The organism is Streptomyces sp. NPDC048461, from assembly GCF_055587105.1.
The window spans coordinates 230,992-247,116 of sequence record NZ_JBVJGW010000011.1 but is presented as its reverse complement, the minus strand read 5'-3'; the positions used below and the strand labels follow the sequence as shown (position 1 = coordinate 247,116).

Sequence of the window (16,125 nt, the reverse complement as noted above, 5' to 3'; positions counted from 1 at the left end):
AGGGGCCCGACGGCTGTGAGCTCACAGCCGTCGGGCCCCTTCGTCGTACGGGTCCGGGTCTCCGGGTACGGGTACCCGGCTCCGGGTCAGACCTGCGAGGCGTCGCGCCGGACCGCCGGGCGGCGGGTCGCGATCAGCCGCTTCGCCAGCGCGCGCGGGCTCGTCAGGAAGCCGTAGCCCCAGCACAGGTGCATCGTGGCCAGGGCCACCGGGATCTGCGCCCGCGCCTTCAGCGGGAGGCCGCGGCCGGCCGGGACCGCGCCGGCGACGATGCCCGCGAGGTAGCCGGCCGGAACGGCGAAGGCCCACGGGGTGACGGCCGCGCCGACGACGACGCTCGCCGCGAGGGCGCCGACGAGGGTCGGCGGGGCGAGGTAGCGCGGGTTGATGGAACCCGCGTGGTAGCGGGCCACCACGTGGCGCCACCGCCCGTAGTCCTTGTACTGCTTGGCCAGGGCCCGTACGGAACGCCGCGGGCGGTACTGGACCTTCAGCTCCGGCGAGAACCAGATCAGGCCGCCGGCCTCGCGGATGCGGAAGTTCAGCTCCCAGTCCTGGGCGCGGATGAACTCCTCGTTGTACCCGCCCTGCTGCTCCAGCGCCTCGCGGCGGAAGACGCCGAGGTAGACGGTCTCGGCGGGGCCGGCCCGGCCGCCCGTGTGGAAGGGCGCGTTGCCGACGCCGATCCGGGAGGTCATCGCCGCGGCGACGGCTTCCTCCCAGGCGTTCTCCCCCTCGGCGTGCATGATGCCGCCGACGTTCTGCGCGCCCGTCTCGTCCAGGAGGCGGACGGCGGTGGCGATGTAGTTCGGGGAGAGCATGCCGTGACCGTCGACGCGCACCACGATGGGGTGGCGCGAGGCCTTGATGGCGGCGTTGAGGGCCGCCGGGGTCCGGCCGGTGGGGTTCGGGACGGTGTGGACGCGCGGATCCTCCGCGACGAGCGCGGCGGCGATCTCGTCGGTGCGGTCCGTGGACGGCCCGAGGGCGATCACCACCTCCATCTCGCCCGCGTACTCCTGTTCCAGGATGTGGCGGACGGAATCGCGGAGGTAGTGCTCCTCGTTGAGCACCGGCATGATCACCGAGACTGCGGGCTGCTGGGCGGGCATGTCGTCCTTCAAGGTCGGGTATCGGTGTCACGTTACCGCGTACGGGGGAACCGGGTGCGCGCCGAGTGAGCGGTACGGACAGAGGCTGATCGTATGGGCCTACTGTCTGCCGAATCAGACGGAACGTCCGACCGTCCCCTGCTGTCCCCGCGGAGGTGTCCACCCGTGCCCCAGCCGCACCGTCCCACCCGTCCCGCCAGGCCGCCCGAGCCGCAGCGCGCCCGGCGCGGAGCCGGTGGCGGCCCGGCCCGGCACCGCGGTGACCGGCCCCGGTGGGGGGTGCGGCTCGCGGCGGGCCTGTCGGTGGTGGTGCTGGGCTCCGGAGCCGTCGGACACGCCGTGATGACCGGTCTGGACACCGGGATCGAGCGGGTGGACCCGTTCAAGGACATGAAGAACCGCCCCGAGGCAGGGCACGGCATGAACTTCCTGCTGGTCGGCACCGACGGCCGCGAGAAGATCACCCCGGAGGAGAAGCGCGAGTACCGCCTCGGCGGCGCGCCCTGCCACTGCACCGACACGATCATGCTGGTGCACCTGTCGGCGGACCGGGAGCGGGCCAGCGTGATCAGCCTGCCCCGCGACAGCTACGCCGAGGTGCCCGCGCACCAGGACCTGGTCACGGGCAAGGCGCACAAGCCGCACCCGGTGAAGCTGAACGCGGCGTACGCGGAGGGCGGGCCCAACCTGACCGTGCGGACCGTGGAGAACATGACCCGGGTGAAGATCGACCACTACCTGGAGGTCGACTTCACCAGCTTCATGAGGACCGTCGACGCGGTGGGCGGCGTGGAGATCTGCACCGCCAAGACCATGCGCGACACCTACACCGGCCTGGACCTGCTGCCGGGCACCCACCGGCTCACCGGCGGCCAGGCCCTGCAGTACGTGCGCTCGCGCCACATCGACGGGGCGTCCGACCTCGGCCGGATGCAGCGCCAGCAGCGGTTCATCGCCGCCCTGATCAAGCAGGCGACCGGCGGCGGGGTGCTGCTGAACCCGGTCAAGTTCAAGCAGGTCAGCTCCACCCTGCTCGGTTCGGTCCGGGCCGACACCGGCTTCGGCTCGGAACAGATGCTCGCGCTCGGCCAGGCCATGCGGGACTTCACCCCGTCCTCGTCGGAGTTCGCGTCGGTGCCGATCGGCAGCCCCTCCTACCCGGTCAAGGGCATCGGCTCCACCGTGAAGTGGGACGAGGCGAAGGCGGCCAAGCTGTTCGCGGCGGTGCGCGAGGACCGGCCGCTGGCGCCCGTCCGGCCCGGCCAGGCCCGCAGCCGGCCGGTGTCCGTGCCGGTGGACGTGCCCCCGCAGCAGGTCCGGGTCCAGGTGGAGAACGGGACGCGGATCGACGGCCTGGGCGGCCGAGTGGACGCGGCCCTGCGCGCCACCGGCTTCGACACCACGCGGGCCCCGGGCAACGGCGCCAGCCGCGAGGTCAAGCGCACGGTGATCACGTACGACCCGCGCTGGGACCGCACCGCCCGTACGGTGTCCACGGCCCTGCCGGGCAGCGAGCTGCGGGCGGTGCCGGGGCAGGGACGGACCGTGGTGGTGATCGCGGGCGCGGACTACCGCAAGGTGGTTCCGGTGCGCGCGGAGGACCCGTACCAGGGCGGGGCGACCGGGGCGGTCACCGGCGACCAGGTGGTCTGCGGCACGTAACCGGGGCGGGCGGTCAGGGGGCGGGCGGTCAAGGGGCAGGCGGTCAGGGGGCGGGCGGTCGGGCGTCAGTCGTCGAAGCCCTGTGCCGCCCGCTCCTCGCGCAGGGCCGTGATCGCCTGGCGGCGGGCGAGCCGGTGGGTGCGGCGGATCTGGGCCTCCTGGTAGCGCCGCTCGTCGCGCTCGGTCTCCGGGAGCACCGGCGGCACCGTGCGGGGCTTGCCCTCGGCGTCGACCGCCGCGAAGACGAGGTAGGCGCTGCCGACCTGGGTGGCGGGGGTGGACTCGTTCCACCGCTCCGCCAGGACCCGTACGCCGATCTCCATCGAGGAGCGGCCGGTCCAGTTGCACTGGGCCTTCACGTGGACGAGGTCGCCGACCCGGACCGGGGCCAGGAAGGCCATCTCGTCCATGGACGCGGTGACCGCGGGGCCCCCGGAGTGGCGGCCGGCCACGGCTCCGGCCGCGTCGTCCACCAGCTTCATGATCACGCCGCCGTGCACGGTGCCGAGGAGGTTGGTGTCGTTGGCGGTCATGATGTGGCTGAGGGTGGTCCGGGAGGCCGAGGTCGGCTTCCCCGGCAGCTCGACCGGTATGTCTGTCATACGCACACCTTAGTTGGGTACCGGAGGCATCAGCTCTGCAACAGCACCGGTACGGAACGCCACCCGGGCTGTCGGACGACACGCCCGGGCGTGCATCCTAGGGCGCATGAATGACTGGCCAGCAGGGTGGAACGGCGAGCGCGACGAGCGCGACCGCCGTGACGACGGGTACGGACGCGGCAGCGCGCAGGCGCAGCCCGAGGGCGCGCAGCGGATGCGGCACGTCCAGCGGCAGCAGCCCCCGCGCCCGGCGGTCCCGCCGCCCGGCCGGCGCCCCGGGACCCCGGCGCCCCCCGCACCGGGGGTGCCCCCGCAGCACGCCCAGGGGCACGACACCTACGGCGGCTTCGACAGCGGCTACAACACCGGCCAGGTCTACGGCTCGCCGGCCGGTCCCGCGGGCCCCGGCGGGCCGCCGCAGCCGCCGACGGGACCCGGCCGCCCCGGACGGGCCCCCGGCCCGGCCCCGGACTGGCGCAGGCGGATCAAGGTCGGCTCGATCGTGCTGGTCTCCGCGCTCCTGGTGACGACGGTCGCCACGTACTTCTGGGCCGACTCCAAGGTGCGCCGGGAGGTGGACCTCTCCAAGGTGATCGAGCGGCCGAAGGAGGGGGACTGCACGACGTACCTGATCGTGGGCTCCGACAGCCGCGAGGGCATGTCCGCCGAGGAGAAGAAGAAGCTCCACACGGGCTCGGCCGAGGGCAAGCGGACCGACTCGATGATGATCCTGGCGAAGTGCTCCAGCGGGAACACGATGATCTCGCTGCCGCGCGACTCGGACGTGGAGATCCCCTCGTTCGTGGGCTCCCAGTCGGGCAAGAAGTTCCCGGCCCAGGGACGGCGGGTCAAGCTCAACGCGGCGTACGCGGAGGACGGTCCGGAGCTGCTCGTACGGACGGTGGAGCACAACACCGGCCTGCGCATCGACCACTACGCGGAGATCGGCTTCGCCGGCTTCGCGAACATCGTGGACGCGCTGGGCGGGGTGGAGCTCGACATCGAGAAGGCCTTCAAGGACGAGAAGTCGGGCGCCGACTTCCAGGCCGGCAAGCAGACGCTGAACGGCGAGCAGTCGCTGGCGTTCGTGCGGACCCGGTACGCCTTCGCCGAGTCGGACCTCCAGCGCACGAAGAACCAGCAGAAGTTCCTGTCGGCGCTCGCGAGCCAGGCGGCGACGCCGGGGACGGTCCTCAACCCGTTCTCGCTCTACCCGATGCTGGGCGCGGGCCTGGACACGCTGATCGTGGACCAGGACATGGGCCTGTGGGACATGGGCCAGATGTTCTTCGCGATGAAGGGCGTCAACGGCGGTGACGGCGTCTCGATGAACATGCCGATCTCCGGGCAGCGCGGCGGGAACCTCGTCTGGGACAAGGCGAAGGTGCAGCAGCTGGTGAAGCAGATCCAGAACGACGAGAAGGTCACCGTCCGCGGCCAGTGAGCGGTGCTCGGCCGGCCGGGTGACGGCGGGAGGGGGCGGCGGGAGATCCCGCCGCCCCCTCCCGTACGCCGGGCGCCAGGAGTCGTCCGGTGTCGGAAGCCGTCGGGCGTCAGGAGTCCGAGGAGAAGCGGATCGCGGCGGCGGGCAGTTCGGCGCCGCACCAGACGCGGACGCCCGCGCGGAGCTCGTTGTCGGCCCCGACGACCGCCCCGTCGCCGACGACGGCGCTGTCGAGGACGCTGCGGGGGCCCACCGAGGCGTCGGCGCCGATCAGACTGGCGTTGATCTGCGCGTCCGGGCCGATGACCGCCCCGTCCAGCACGATGGAGCCCTGGACGACCGCCCCGGCCCCGATGCGGGCGCCGGCGCCCACGACGGTGCCCCCCGACAGCTTCGCGCCGGCGGCGACCTCGGCGCCGGGCAGCACCAGGGACTCGCCGCGGCGGCCCGGGACGGCCGGGGAGGACACCACGCCGCGGACCAGGTCGGCGGAGGCCTGGACGATGGCCTCCGGCTTGCCGAGGTCCATCCAGTACGTGTTCTCGGTGACTCCGTGGAGCGTGGCCCCGGAGGCGAGGAGGCCGGGGAAGGTCTCGCGCTCGACGGAGACGGGCCGGCCGGCCGGGATGGAGTCGATGACGCTGCGGCGGAAGACGTAGCAGCCGGCGTTGATCTGGTCGGTGATGATCTCTTCCGGGGTCTGCGGCTTCTCGGTGAAGGCCAGCACCCGCCCGTCGGAGTCCGTGGGGACCAGGCCGAAGGCGCGCGGGTCCTCGACCTGCACGAGGTGCAGGGAGACGTCCGCGTCGGCCGCCTCGTGCGAGGCGACGAGCCCGGCGATGTCGAGGCCGGTGAGGATGTCGCCGTTGAAGACGAGGACGGAGGAGTCCGGGCCGCCGGTCAGGCGCTGCGCGGCGTTGCGGATGGCCCCGCCGGTGCCCAGGGGCTCGTCCTCGACCACGTACTCCAGGGTGATGCCGAACTCCGAGCCGTCACCGAAGTACGGCTCGAAGACCTCGGCGAGGTAGCAGGTGGCCATCACGATGTGCGTGACGCCTGCTGCGGTGGCCCTGGCTATCTGGTGGGCGAGGAACGGGACGCCGGCCGTGGGGACCATCGGCTTGGGCGTGTTCACGGTCACGGGACGCAGGCGCGTTCCTTGGCCTCCGACCAGCAGGATCGCTTCCGTCATTGCGTTCTCCCCAACCGATTCCTGCGTGCGAAGGTCCAAATTTAGCCCATGCGGGGGGCATGCCAAGGCCGGAGGCGGTCACGTCCATCCGCCTCCGGCCCGGGATGTCTGCTACGGCAGGTTGCGTGCCATCACGATCCGCTGGACCTGGTTCGTTCCCTCGTAGATCTGCGTGATCTTCGCGTCGCGCATCATGCGCTCCACCGGGTAGTCGCGGGTGTACCCGTAGCCGCCGAGGAGCTGGACGGCGTCCGTGGTGACCTCCATCGCGACGTCGGAGGCGAAGCACTTGGCCGCGGCGCCGAAGAAGGTCAGGTCCTCGTGGGGGCCGCCGGAGGAGACGCGCTCCGAGCGGGCGGCCGCCGAGTAGGTCAGCTGGCGGGCGGCCTCGATCTTCATGGCCATGTCCGCGAGCATGAACTGCACGCCCTGGAAGTCGCCGATCGGCTTGCCGAACTGCTTGCGCTCCTGGACGTAGCCCTTGGCGTAGTCCAGGGCGCCCTGGGCGATGCCGAGCGCCTGGGCGGCGATGGTGATGCGGGTGTGGTCCAGGGTCTTCATCGCGGTGGCGAATCCGGTGCCCTCGGCGCCGATCATGCGGTCGGCCGGGATCCGGACGTTGTCGAGGTAGACCTCGCGCGTCGGGGAGCCCTTGATGCCGAGCTTCTTCTCCGGGGCGCCGAAGGACACGCCCTCGTCGCCCTTCTCCACGACGAAGGCGCTGATGCCCTTGGAGCGCTTCTCGGGGTCGGTCACGGCCATGACCGTGTAGTACTCGGAGACGCCCGCGTTGGTGATCCAGCGCTTGACGCCGTTGAGCACCCAGAAGTCCCCGTCGCGCACGGCGCGGGTCTTCATGCCGGCGGCGTCGGAGCCGGCGTCCGGCTCGGAGAGGGCGTACGAGAACATCGCGTCGCCCTTGGCCAGCGGGCCGAGGTACTTGGCCTTGAGCTCCTCGGACCCGGACAGGATCACCGGGAGCGAGCCGAGCTTGTTCACGGCCGGGATCAGGGAGGAGGACGCGCAGACGCGGGCCACCTCCTCGATCACGATCACGGTGGCGAGGGCGTCGGCGCCCGCGCCGCCGTAGGTCTCGGGCACGTGGACGGCGTGCAGGTCGCTGGCCACCAGCGCGTCGAGGGCCTCCTGCGGGAAGCGGGACTCCTCGTCGACCGCGGCGGCGAACGGCAGGATCTTCGCCTCGGCGAGCGAGCGGACCGACTCACGGAGCATGTCGTGCTCCTCGGCCGGGCGGTACAGGTCGAAGTCGGCAGAACCCGCCAAGACTCTCACTCCCCAAAGGTGATGCGTGATGCTAACTACCGTTAAGTAACCCAAGCTTAGTGTCCGGCGTCCGGATGGCGATATGGACCGCCCACGTGAGTTGCATGACAGCGAGGGGCCCCACCTGGGGAACGTCCCCCCTGCCGGGCCCGACTATGCTCGTGGCCGCAAACGGCCCCGCACCTCTGGAGCACCCATGGCCCCCCTCAGGATCACTGTGATCGGCACCGGTTACCTCGGCGCCACGCACGCCGCGGCGATGGCGGAGCTGGGGTTCGAGGTGCTGGGGCTGGACGTGGTCCCGGAGAAGATCGCGATGCTGGCGGCGGGCCGGGTGCCGATGTACGAGCCCGGTCTGGAGGACCTCCTCGCGGCGCACGTCGCCGGACTGCCGGGCTCCACGGGGCGGCTGCGGTTCACCACCTCCTGGGAGGAGGTCGGCGCGTTCGGCGACGTCCACTTCGTGTGCGTGAACACTCCGCAGAAGCACGGCGAGTACGCCTGCGACATGTCCTACGTGGACGCGGCCATGGCCTCGCTCGCCCCGCACCTGACGCGCCCGGTGCTGGTGGTCGGCAAGTCCACGGTGCCGGTGGGCTCGGCGGAGCGCCTCGCGGCCAGGCTCGCCGAGCTGGCTCCGGCGGGCGCGGACGTGGAGCTGGCCTGGAACCCGGAGTTCCTGCGCGAGGGCTTCGCCGTGCAGGACACCCTGCACCCGGACCGGATCGTGATCGGCGTCCAGGGCGAGCGCGGCGAGAAGGTGCTGCGGGAGGTGTACGAGACGCCGATGTCGGAGGGGACCCCGCTGGTCATCACCGACTTCCCGACCGCCGAACTGGTCAAGACGGCCGCCAACTCCTTCCTCGCGACCAAGATCTCCTTCATCAACGCGATGGCGGAGGTCTGCGAGGCGGCCGGCGGCGACGTGGTGAAGCTGGCGGAGGCCATCGGCTACGACGAGCGGATCGGCAAGAAGTTCCTGCGGGCCGGCATCGGCTTCGGCGGCGGCTGCCTGCCGAAGGACATCCGCGCCTTCATGGCACGGGCCGGCGAGCTGGGCGCCGACCAGGCGCTGACCTTCCTGCGCGAGGTCGACTCCATCAACATGCGGCGCCGCGGTCACATGGTGGAGCTGGCGCGCGAGGCGGTCGGCGGCTCGTTCCTCGGCAAGCGGGTCGCCGTGCTCGGCGCCACGTTCAAGCCCGACTCGGACGACGTCCGCGACTCCCCCGCCCTGAACGTGGCGGGGCAGATCCACCTCCAGGGCGGCCAGGTCACCGTCTACGACCCCAAGGGCATGGACAACGCGCGGCGGGTCTTCCCCACCCTCGGGTACGCCGACTCCGCGCTCGCGGCGGCCCGCGGTGCGGAGGTGGTCCTGCACCTGACCGAGTGGCGCGAGTTCCGCGACCTCGACCCGGCCGAGCTGGCCGCGGTCGTCACCGACCCGCTCGTCCTGGACGGCCGCAACGCCCTGGACCCCGAGCGCTGGCGCGCGGCCGGCTGGACGTACCGCGCGATGGGCCGCCCCCGGGCGTAGGTTCCGCGGGGAGGACCCGGCCGGTCGCCCTCGGAGCCCGGCCGGGCGCCTCCGGGGCCCCTGACGGTCAGCCCCTGTCCCGGCCGGTCAGTCGCGGGCGCGGTAGGTGCGCATCTTGGCGCGGGCGCCGCAGGCCGACATGCTGCACCAGCGGCCGCGGCCCGCCGGGCTGCGGTCGTAGTACGCCCACCGGCAGTCGTCCGCGGCGCAGGCCTTCAGCCGGGGCCAGGTGCCGTCCGCGGCCGCTCCGGCGACGGCCTCGGCGACGCCGGAGGCGAGGGACGGCTCCCCCGCGGCGGCCAGGACGGCGGCGCCGTCCGCGTCGACGCGGACGGTCAGCGGGGCCGCGGCGAGCAGCCGGTTCAGGCGCTCGGCCGCGCCGGCCGGGAAGGCGTGGCCCGCGTGCGCCAGGAGGGCGTCGCGCAGGGCTTCGCGGAGTTCCGTCGCATCCGCCAGGGCGGCGCCGGACAGGCCGAACTCGGCCGCGAGGCGGTCGTCGCCCGTGTCCACGCTCAGCGTGTTGACGAGTCGTTCCACCAGCGCGAGCCCGCCGGGTGCCGGTGCGCGTCCAGTCATGGACACGACGTTACCTCTTGGCTTCGGCAAGCGGTAACGCGTAGGCTGGCGGTTACCAGTTGGAGCCATCTATCGGTAACCGCTAGGAGACAACCATGGCCGTCGCCACGCTCGGCACCGTCGTCCTCGACTGTCCCGACCCGCCCGCCCTCGCCGCCTTCTACGCCGGGCTGCTGGGCGGCACGCCCAGCTCCGGGGACGACACCTGGGTGGACCTGGAAGGGCACGGGGGCACCCCGCTGGCCTTCCAGCTGGCCCCCGGCCACGTCCCGCCGAAGTGGCCGGCGCCGGAGGACTCGCAGCAGTTCCACCTGGACCTGACCGTGGAGGACCTCGACGCGGCGGAGGAGCGGATCCTCGCCCTGGGGGCCGTGCCCCTGGACACCTGCGACCGCGACCGGGGCTGGCGGGTCTACGCCGACCCGGCCGGGCACCCGGTCTGTCTCTGCGCCGGTTAGGACCGACCCCGATCGTCCTGGGGCGACGTGCGTCCTAGGGCGACGTGCGGTGGTGCTGGGCGGCGCGGGCCGTGAACTCCGCGTCGCGCACCACCCGCTGGGCGTTGCCCCAGGTCAGCAGGGCGAGGTCGGTCTCCGGCCAGCCCCGCTCCAGCAGTTCGGCGATCAGCCTCGGGTAGCCCGAGGGGTCCGTGAGGCCCGCCGGGCGGGGGCGGCCCGGTTCGCTGCCGAAGGAGGCGCCGAGGCCGACGGCGTGCGGGCCCGCGACGGCCCGTACGTGGTCCACGTGGTCCGCCACCGCGTGCAGGGAGTCCCCGGTGCGCGCGGGGTCGAAGGTGACCATCGCGAGCCCGTTCGCCCCCCGCAGTGCGAGCAGGACCTCGTCGGTGACGTTGCCCGGGTGCGGGTTCAGCGCGGCCGCCGCCGTGTTCGAGATGATCACCGGCGCCTTGGAGGCCCCGGCCACCTGGCAGGCGGTCGCCGGCGGGCAGTCGGTGAGGTCCAGGAGCACGGCCAGCCGGTTGGCCTCCCGGACCACCTCGTGGCCGAAGGCCGTCAGGCCGTCCTGCGCCCAGGGCGCCCCGGCGGGCGCGAGGAGGCGTACGCCCAGCGCGTGGAACGCGCGCAGCGCGCCGAGCGAGTCGGTGAGCGTGCGGCCGGGAACGGGGCCGAGGAACGAGGCGATCCGGCCGCGGTTGCGGGCATCGGCCATGTCGCCGGCGGTCAGGCCGAGGAGGAGGCTGTCGGGGTAGCCGCGCACCAGGGTCAGCGCGACGTCGATCTGCTCCAGGGTGTCGGAGACGACCCGGTCGGTGTCCGCCGCCCCGCCCGGAACGTCCGGGTCGTCCGGGCCGCCCGGGGGTTCGAGCAGGGACCAGAACTGGGCCCCCACTCCCCCGGCGCGCAGCCGCGGGATGTCGGTGTCCACACCGGCGTCGGGGGTGCCGATGTCGTGGTACGGGCTCCGGCGCAGCGTCCGTACGAGGGTGTTGCACCCGTCCGCGACGGGGTGCACGGCCAGCAGCGCGGCGGCCCGGTCGAGGGCTCCGGGCACCGCCGTGGGAACCGCGGGAAGGGGCGGAGCCGGAAGGTGCTCCGCTCCGATGCCCACGGAGTGGGGTTCATCCTGCAGGTCGGCCATGGCGTTCGCTCCGGTCTCGGCGGCAGCGGGGAGAGGTGGTGCCACCGTGACATGTGGGACGCCCGGGTCGCCCGGCGGATGTGGCGTTCGGGTGTAATCAGCAGGTCACACCAGGTCACCGCACCCGCCGGACGCGGGCGTCACGCGCTCGCCGGGCCCGTCGCCGCCGGCGGGATGACCGCGTTCGACGGGCCCCGGGTCCGCGCGAGGTCGCGCGCCACCGATTCCGCGTCGCGCAGCGCCCGTACCGCGTTGGACCAGGTCAGCTTCGCCAGGTCGGCCTTCGACCAGCCGCGGTCCAGCAGTTCCGCGACCAGGTTCGGGTAGCCCGCCACGTCGTCCAGGCCGGACGGGGTGAAGGCCGTGCCGTCGTAGTCCCCGCCGATGCCGATGTGGTCGATCCCGGCCACCGCGCGCATGTGGTCCAGGTGGTCCGCGACCGTGGCGGCCGTGGCCACCGGGCGCGGGCTCCGCGCCTCGAAGGCCCGGTGCAGGGCCATCGCCCCGGGCGTGGTGTCGAGGTGGTGGAAGCCGTGCGACCGCAGGTTCGCGTCCGCGGCCAGGGTCCACTCGACGGCGGCCGGGAGGATGAACTTCGGTACGAAGGTGGCCATGGCGACGCCGCCGTTGGCGGGCAGCAGGGCCAGCACGTCGTCGGGGATGTTGCGCGGGTGGTCGCAGACGGCCCGCGCGGAGGAGTGCGAGAAGACCACCGGGGCGGCCGAGACGGCGAGCGCGTCGCGCATCGTCGTCGCGGCCACGTGGGAGAGGTCGACCAGCATGCCGACGCGGTTCATCTCGCGCACGACCTCGCGGCCGAAGTCGGTGAGGCCGCCGTGCCGGGGCTCGTCGGTCGCCGAGTCGGCCCAGTCGATGGTGTCGTTGTGCGTGAGCGTCATGTACCGCACGCCCAGGCGGTGCAGGGCCCGCAGGGTGGCGAGCGAGTTGTTGATGGAGTGGCCGCCCTCGGCTCCCATCAGCGAGGCGATCCGGCCGTCGGCGCGGGCCGCCTCCATGTCGTCCGCCGTCAGCGCCCGCACCAGGTCGCCGGGGTAGCGGTCGATCAGCTGGGCGACGGCGTCGATCTGCTCCAGGGTGGCGCTGACCGCCTCGTCGCCCGCGAAGTCGGAGCGCACGTACACCGACCAGAACTGCGCGCCGACCCCGCCGGCGCGCAGCCGGGGGATGTCGGTGTGCAGGTGGGCGGACTGGTCGTCCGCGATGTCCCGGCGCGCCAGGTCGTAGCGCACCTGCTCGCGCAGCGCCCAGGGCAGGTCGTTGTGGCCGTCGACGACGGGGTGCTCGGCCAGCAGCTCGCGCGCCTCGCCCAGGCGCTGCGCGGCGCTCACTTGCCGAATCCGAAGGCGTCCGCTCCCGCGACCTTCGCCCGCAGCCGCTTGCCCTTGTCGGTGGCCTGGTCGTTCAGCTCCTGCTGGAACTCCCGCATGCGGCCCAGCAGCTCCGGGTCGTGGGCGGCGAGCATCCGGACGGCGAGCAGCCCGGCGTTGCGCGCGCCGGCGACCGAGACGGTGGCGACGGGGACCCCGGCGGGCATCTGGACGATCGACAGCAGCGAGTCCATGCCGTCGAGGTACTTCAGCGGTACCGGTACGCCGATGACCGGCAGCGGGGTGACGGAGGCGAGCATGCCGGGCAGGTGGGCGGCCCCGCCCGCGCCGGCGATGATCGCCTTCAGGCCGCGTCCGGCGGCCTGCTCCCCGTACGCGACCATCTCGCGCGGCATCCGGTGCGCGGAGACGACGTCGACCTCGTAGGGGATCTCGAACTCGTCCAGGGCCTGGGCGGCGGCCTCCATGACCGGCCAGTCGGAGTCGGAGCCCATGACGATGCCGATGACGGGCCCGGCGGCGGAGGTGCTCATTCGGTGACCGTTCCTCTGAGGTAGTCGGCAGCGTGGCGGGCGCGCTCCAGCACGTCGTCCAGGTCGTCGCCGTAGGTGTTGACGTGGCCGACCTTGCGTCCGGGCTTCACGTCCTTGCCGTACATGTGGATCTTCAGCTGCGGGTCGTGGGCCATGCAGTGCAGGTACGCGGCGTACATGTCGGGGAAGTCCCCGCCGAGCACGTTCGCCATGACCGTCCAGCGGGCGCGGGGGCGCGGGTCGCCCAGCGGAAGGTCCAGGACCGCGCGCACGTGGTTGGCGAACTGGGAGGTGACGGCGCCGTCCTGGGTCCAGTGGCCGCTGTTGTGCGGGCGCATGGCCAGTTCGTTGACGAGGATGCGGCCGTCGGTGGTCTCGAACAGCTCGACGGCCAGGTGGCCGGTCACGCCGAGCTCCTTGGCGATGCGCAGGGCGAGGGTCTGGGCCTCGCCCGCGAGCTCTTCGGAGAGGTTCGGGGCGGGGGCGATCACCGTGTCGCAGACCCCGTCCACCTGGACGGACTCCACGACGGGGTAGGCCACCGCCTGGCCGTGCGGGGAGCGGACGATGTTGGCCGCGAGCTCGCGGACGTAACCCACCTTCTCCTCCGCGAGGACCGGGACGCCCGCCTTGAACGGGGCCTCCGCGTCCTCGGGCGTGCGGACGAACCACACGCCCTTGCCGTCGTACCCGCCGCGCACCGTCTTGAGGATGACGGGGAAGCCGCCCACCTCGTCCGCGAAGGCCGCCGCGTCCGCCGGATCGCTCACGATCCGGTGGCGGGGGCTGGGCGCGCCGATCTCGTCGAGTCTGGCGCGCATCACCCCCTTGTCCTGGGCGTGCACCAACGCGTCGGGCCCCGGGCGGACGGGGATGCCGTCCGCTTCCAGGGCCCGCAGGTGCTCGGTGGGCACGTGCTCGTGATCGAAGGTGATCACGTCGCAGCCGCGCGCGAAGGCGCGCAGCGTCTCCAGATCGCGATAGTCGCCGATGACGACGTCGCTCACGACCTGGGCCGCCGAGTCCTGTGGGGTGTCACTGAGGATCTTGAATTTGATGCCGAGGGGGATGCCCGCCTCGTGGGTCATGCGGGCGAGCTGTCCGCCGCCGACCATGCCGACTACCGGGAACGTCACGCCTCCAGGGTATCCGGCGGTATTCGGCCACGGGGACGCGCATGGGTGCGCGCCCGGCGCGGACCCGGGCGGTGTGCCGTGCGTCGCACGGTGCGCGAAGGCACAGACGGACCGCGGGGGCGACACTTAACATGGCCGGGTCGGCGGACCAGCCGGCAGCAGAGAACCGGACGCCCCGCGCGGGGCGGTGACCGACAGGGACTGAACCAACAGATGAGCACGCCGGGGAACCGATCTGTCCTCGAACGCGTACGCGGCCTCGTACGGGAGGTCGCGAAGTTCGGGGCGGTCGGCGGTCTGGGTGTGCTGGTCAACCTGGGCGTCTTCAACCTGATCCGGCACACGACCGACCTCCAGGTGGTGCGCGCGAGCGTGATAGCCACCGTCGTGGCCATCGCCACGAACTACCTCGGCTTCAGGTACTTCGCCTACCGGGACCGCGCGCAGAGCGGCCGGACGCGTGAGCTGGCGCTGTTCGCGGCCTTCAGCGCGGTCGGCCTGGTGATCGAGAACGGCGTGCTGTACACCGCCACGTACGGGTTCGGCTGGGACGGCCCGGTGGCGACCAACGTGTTCAAGTTCGTCGGGATCGGGACGGCCACCGTGTTCCGCTTCTGGTCGTACCGGACGTGGGTCTTCCGGGCCCTGCCGGAGCCCGCGTCGGAGCCGGTACCGGAGCCCGTGCCCGGCGCCGCGGGGGCCGGGCAGGCGCCCGCGGCGTCCGCGTCCCGGCCGCGGACCGGGGTCTCCCCCGAGCCGGCGCCCGAGCCGGCCCCCGCGAGCTCATAGCTAGCGGACCGTGGTCTCCGGGTCGGCGGGCTCCGGCGCGGTCCGGCTGAGGAACAGCGCGAACACCGCCGGCTGCGCCTGGAGCAGTTCCAGGCGGCCGCCGTCCGCCTCCGCGAGGTCCCGGGCGACGGCCAGGCCGATTCCGGTGGAGTTGCGGCCGCTGATGGCCCGCTCGAAGATCCGGTTTCCGAGGTCGGGGGGCACGCCCGGGCCCTCGTCCGTGACCTCCAGCACCGCCTGGTTGCCGATCACCCGGGTGCGCAGGGCGACGGTGCCGCCGCCGTGCATCAGCGCGTTCTCCACCAGGGTGGCCAGCACCTGCGAGACGGCGCCGGGGGTGCCCACGGCCCGTACGCCCCGCTTCCCGGACCGGACGATGGCCCGGCCGGCGCTGCGGTAGGCGGGGCGCCACTCCTCCTCCTGCTGCTTGACGACCTCGTCGAGGTCGAAGGGGACCGCCGAGCCGGTCCGCGGGTCCCGCGAGTTCGTGAGGAGCCGCTGCACCACGTCGGTGAGCCGCTCGACCTGGGTCAGGGCGATCGTCGCCTCCTCCCGCACGGTCTCCAGGTCGTCGGTGACCGTGATCTCCTCCAGCCGCATCGAGAGGGCGGTGAGCGGGGTGCGCAGCTGGTGGGAGGCGTCCGCGGCCAGGCGCCGCTCGGCGGTCAGCATGCGGCCGATCCGCTCGGCGCTGGAGTCCAGCACGTCGGCGACGCGGTCCAGCTCGGGCACCCCGTACCGCTTGTGGCGGGGGCGCGGGTCGCCGGATCCGAGCCGCTCCGCCGTCTCGGCGAGGTCGGTGAGGGGGGAGGCCAGCCGGTTGGCCTGCCGTACGGCGAGGAGCACGGCGGCCACGACGGCCAGCAGGGCGACCGCGCCGACGACGGCGAGGGTCCGCACCACCTCCCGGGTGACCGTGGAGCGGGCCTCCTCGACGACCACGACCTCGCCCTGCTCTCCGCGCGCGGTGCCGCGGATGACGCCTTCGTCGATGCGGTCGCCCACCTCGACGGGCGGCTGTCCGGGGATGGTGATGCGCGCGTACTTGCCGCTTTCGAGCAGTTCGGCGAGCGCGGCGGTGTCCACCGGCTTCTTCTCCAGGACGTCGGACTCGACGACGCCCACCAGCCGGAGCGCCTCGGACTCGATCCGGTCCTGGGCGCTGCTGCTGATGGTGCGGGTCTCCACGATGACCAGGGAGACCCCGAAGACGGCGATGACGACGAGCACCACGGCGAGCGTGGAGTTGATCAGGCGGCGGCGCATGACCTAGAGCATGCCCCAGGATCGGGGGCCGGCCCTTCAGC

General features: G+C 72.9%; 15 protein-coding genes. 5 read left to right on the top strand and 10 right to left on the bottom strand.

The annotated features are described in order from the left end of the window. Positions 1–86: 86 nt before the first annotated feature. Positions 87–1,112 (bottom strand): glycosyltransferase family 2 protein, encoded by a 1,026-nt coding sequence (locus ACZ6S8_RS21040; protein ID WP_469457832.1) that lies wholly within the window; start codon positions 1,110–1,112, stop codon positions 87–89. Positions 1,113–1,205: 93 nt separating this feature from the next. On the opposite strand from ACZ6S8_RS21040, the gene ACZ6S8_RS21035 reads away from it, so the two are divergent. After that, on the top strand, positions 1,206–2,774 hold the full coding sequence (locus ACZ6S8_RS21035) for an LCP family protein (protein ID WP_469457830.1): 1,569 nt from the start codon (positions 1,206–1,208) through the stop codon (positions 2,772–2,774). A 65-nt stretch (positions 2,775–2,839) separates the two neighbouring features. On the opposite strand, the gene ACZ6S8_RS21030 is transcribed toward ACZ6S8_RS21035, so the two are convergent. Next, positions 2,840–3,376, bottom strand: a complete 537-nt coding sequence (locus tag ACZ6S8_RS21030; protein ID WP_469457828.1) for an acyl-CoA thioesterase — start codon at positions 3,374–3,376, stop codon at positions 2,840–2,842. A 106-nt stretch (positions 3,377–3,482) separates the two neighbouring features. On the opposite strand from ACZ6S8_RS21030, the gene ACZ6S8_RS21025 reads away from it, so the two are divergent. Next, a complete protein-coding gene (locus ACZ6S8_RS21025; protein ID WP_469457827.1) occupies positions 3,483–4,820 on the top strand; it encodes an LCP family protein in 1,338 nt (445 codons plus the stop codon). A 109-nt stretch (positions 4,821–4,929) separates the two neighbouring features. Here the strand turns inward: ACZ6S8_RS21025 and manB are convergent, their stop codons facing one another. Further along, positions 4,930–6,012: a mannose-1-phosphate guanylyltransferase gene (gene manB, locus ACZ6S8_RS21020; protein ID WP_469457825.1), complete on the bottom strand. Its 1,083-nt coding sequence runs from the start codon at positions 6,010–6,012 to the stop codon at positions 4,930–4,932. A 111-nt stretch (positions 6,013–6,123) separates the two neighbouring features. Further along, the gene (locus ACZ6S8_RS21015; protein WP_267721870.1) at positions 6,124–7,296 is read right to left on the bottom strand and encodes an acyl-CoA dehydrogenase family protein; all 1,173 of its coding nucleotides are present in this window, start codon (positions 7,294–7,296) and stop codon (positions 6,124–6,126) included. 196 nt (positions 7,297–7,492) lie between these two features. On the opposite strand from ACZ6S8_RS21015, the gene ACZ6S8_RS21010 reads away from it, so the two are divergent. After that, positions 7,493–8,836: a UDP-glucose dehydrogenase family protein gene (locus ACZ6S8_RS21010; RefSeq protein ID WP_469457823.1), complete on the top strand. Its 1,344-nt coding sequence runs from the start codon at positions 7,493–7,495 to the stop codon at positions 8,834–8,836. Positions 8,837–8,923: 87 nt separating this feature from the next. Here the strand turns inward: ACZ6S8_RS21010 and ACZ6S8_RS21005 are convergent, their stop codons facing one another. Beyond that, positions 8,924–9,412 carry a CGNR zinc finger domain-containing protein gene (locus tag ACZ6S8_RS21005; protein WP_469457821.1) on the bottom strand — a complete coding sequence of 163 codons (489 nt, stop codon included), beginning with the start codon at positions 9,410–9,412 and terminating at the stop codon, positions 8,924–8,926. A 95-nt stretch (positions 9,413–9,507) separates the two neighbouring features. On the opposite strand from ACZ6S8_RS21005, the gene ACZ6S8_RS21000 reads away from it, so the two are divergent. Beyond that, on the top strand, positions 9,508–9,870 hold the full coding sequence (locus tag ACZ6S8_RS21000) for a VOC family protein (protein WP_469457820.1): 363 nt from the start codon (positions 9,508–9,510) through the stop codon (positions 9,868–9,870). A 34-nt stretch (positions 9,871–9,904) separates the two neighbouring features. Here ACZ6S8_RS21000 and ACZ6S8_RS20995 read toward each other — a convergent pair whose 3' ends face one another. From ACZ6S8_RS20995 to ACZ6S8_RS20980, 4 genes are all read right to left on the bottom strand, one after another. Continuing rightward, complete coding sequence (locus tag ACZ6S8_RS20995) at positions 9,905–11,011, bottom strand: membrane dipeptidase (protein WP_469457818.1); 1,107 nt, start codon at positions 11,009–11,011, stop codon at positions 9,905–9,907. A 140-nt stretch (positions 11,012–11,151) separates the two neighbouring features. After that, positions 11,152–12,360 carry a dipeptidase gene (locus ACZ6S8_RS20990; protein ID WP_469457816.1) on the bottom strand — a complete coding sequence of 403 codons (1,209 nt, stop codon included), beginning with the start codon at positions 12,358–12,360 and terminating at the stop codon, positions 11,152–11,154. Then, entirely contained in the window at positions 12,357–12,893 is a 537-nt protein-coding gene (gene purE / locus ACZ6S8_RS20985; RefSeq protein ID WP_351274620.1) for a 5-(carboxyamino)imidazole ribonucleotide mutase, read from the bottom strand. Before purE ends, ACZ6S8_RS20990 begins: the two co-directional genes overlap by 4 nt. Next, positions 12,890–14,008 carry a 5-(carboxyamino)imidazole ribonucleotide synthase gene (locus tag ACZ6S8_RS20980; protein ID WP_469457908.1) on the bottom strand — a complete coding sequence of 373 codons (1,119 nt, stop codon included), beginning with the start codon at positions 14,006–14,008 and terminating at the stop codon, positions 12,890–12,892. Before ACZ6S8_RS20980 ends, purE begins: the two co-directional genes overlap by 4 nt. Positions 14,009–14,242: 234 nt before the next feature. On the opposite strand from ACZ6S8_RS20980, the gene ACZ6S8_RS20975 reads away from it, so the two are divergent. Beyond that, the gene (locus ACZ6S8_RS20975) at positions 14,243–14,818 is read left to right on the top strand and encodes a GtrA family protein (RefSeq protein ID WP_469457813.1); all 576 of its coding nucleotides are present in this window, start codon (positions 14,243–14,245) and stop codon (positions 14,816–14,818) included. Here the strand turns inward: ACZ6S8_RS20975 and ACZ6S8_RS20970 are convergent, their stop codons facing one another. Further along, a complete protein-coding gene (locus ACZ6S8_RS20970; protein ID WP_469457812.1) occupies positions 14,819–16,084 on the bottom strand; it encodes an ATP-binding protein in 1,266 nt (421 codons plus the stop codon). Between the last annotated feature and the right edge of the window lie 41 nt (positions 16,085–16,125).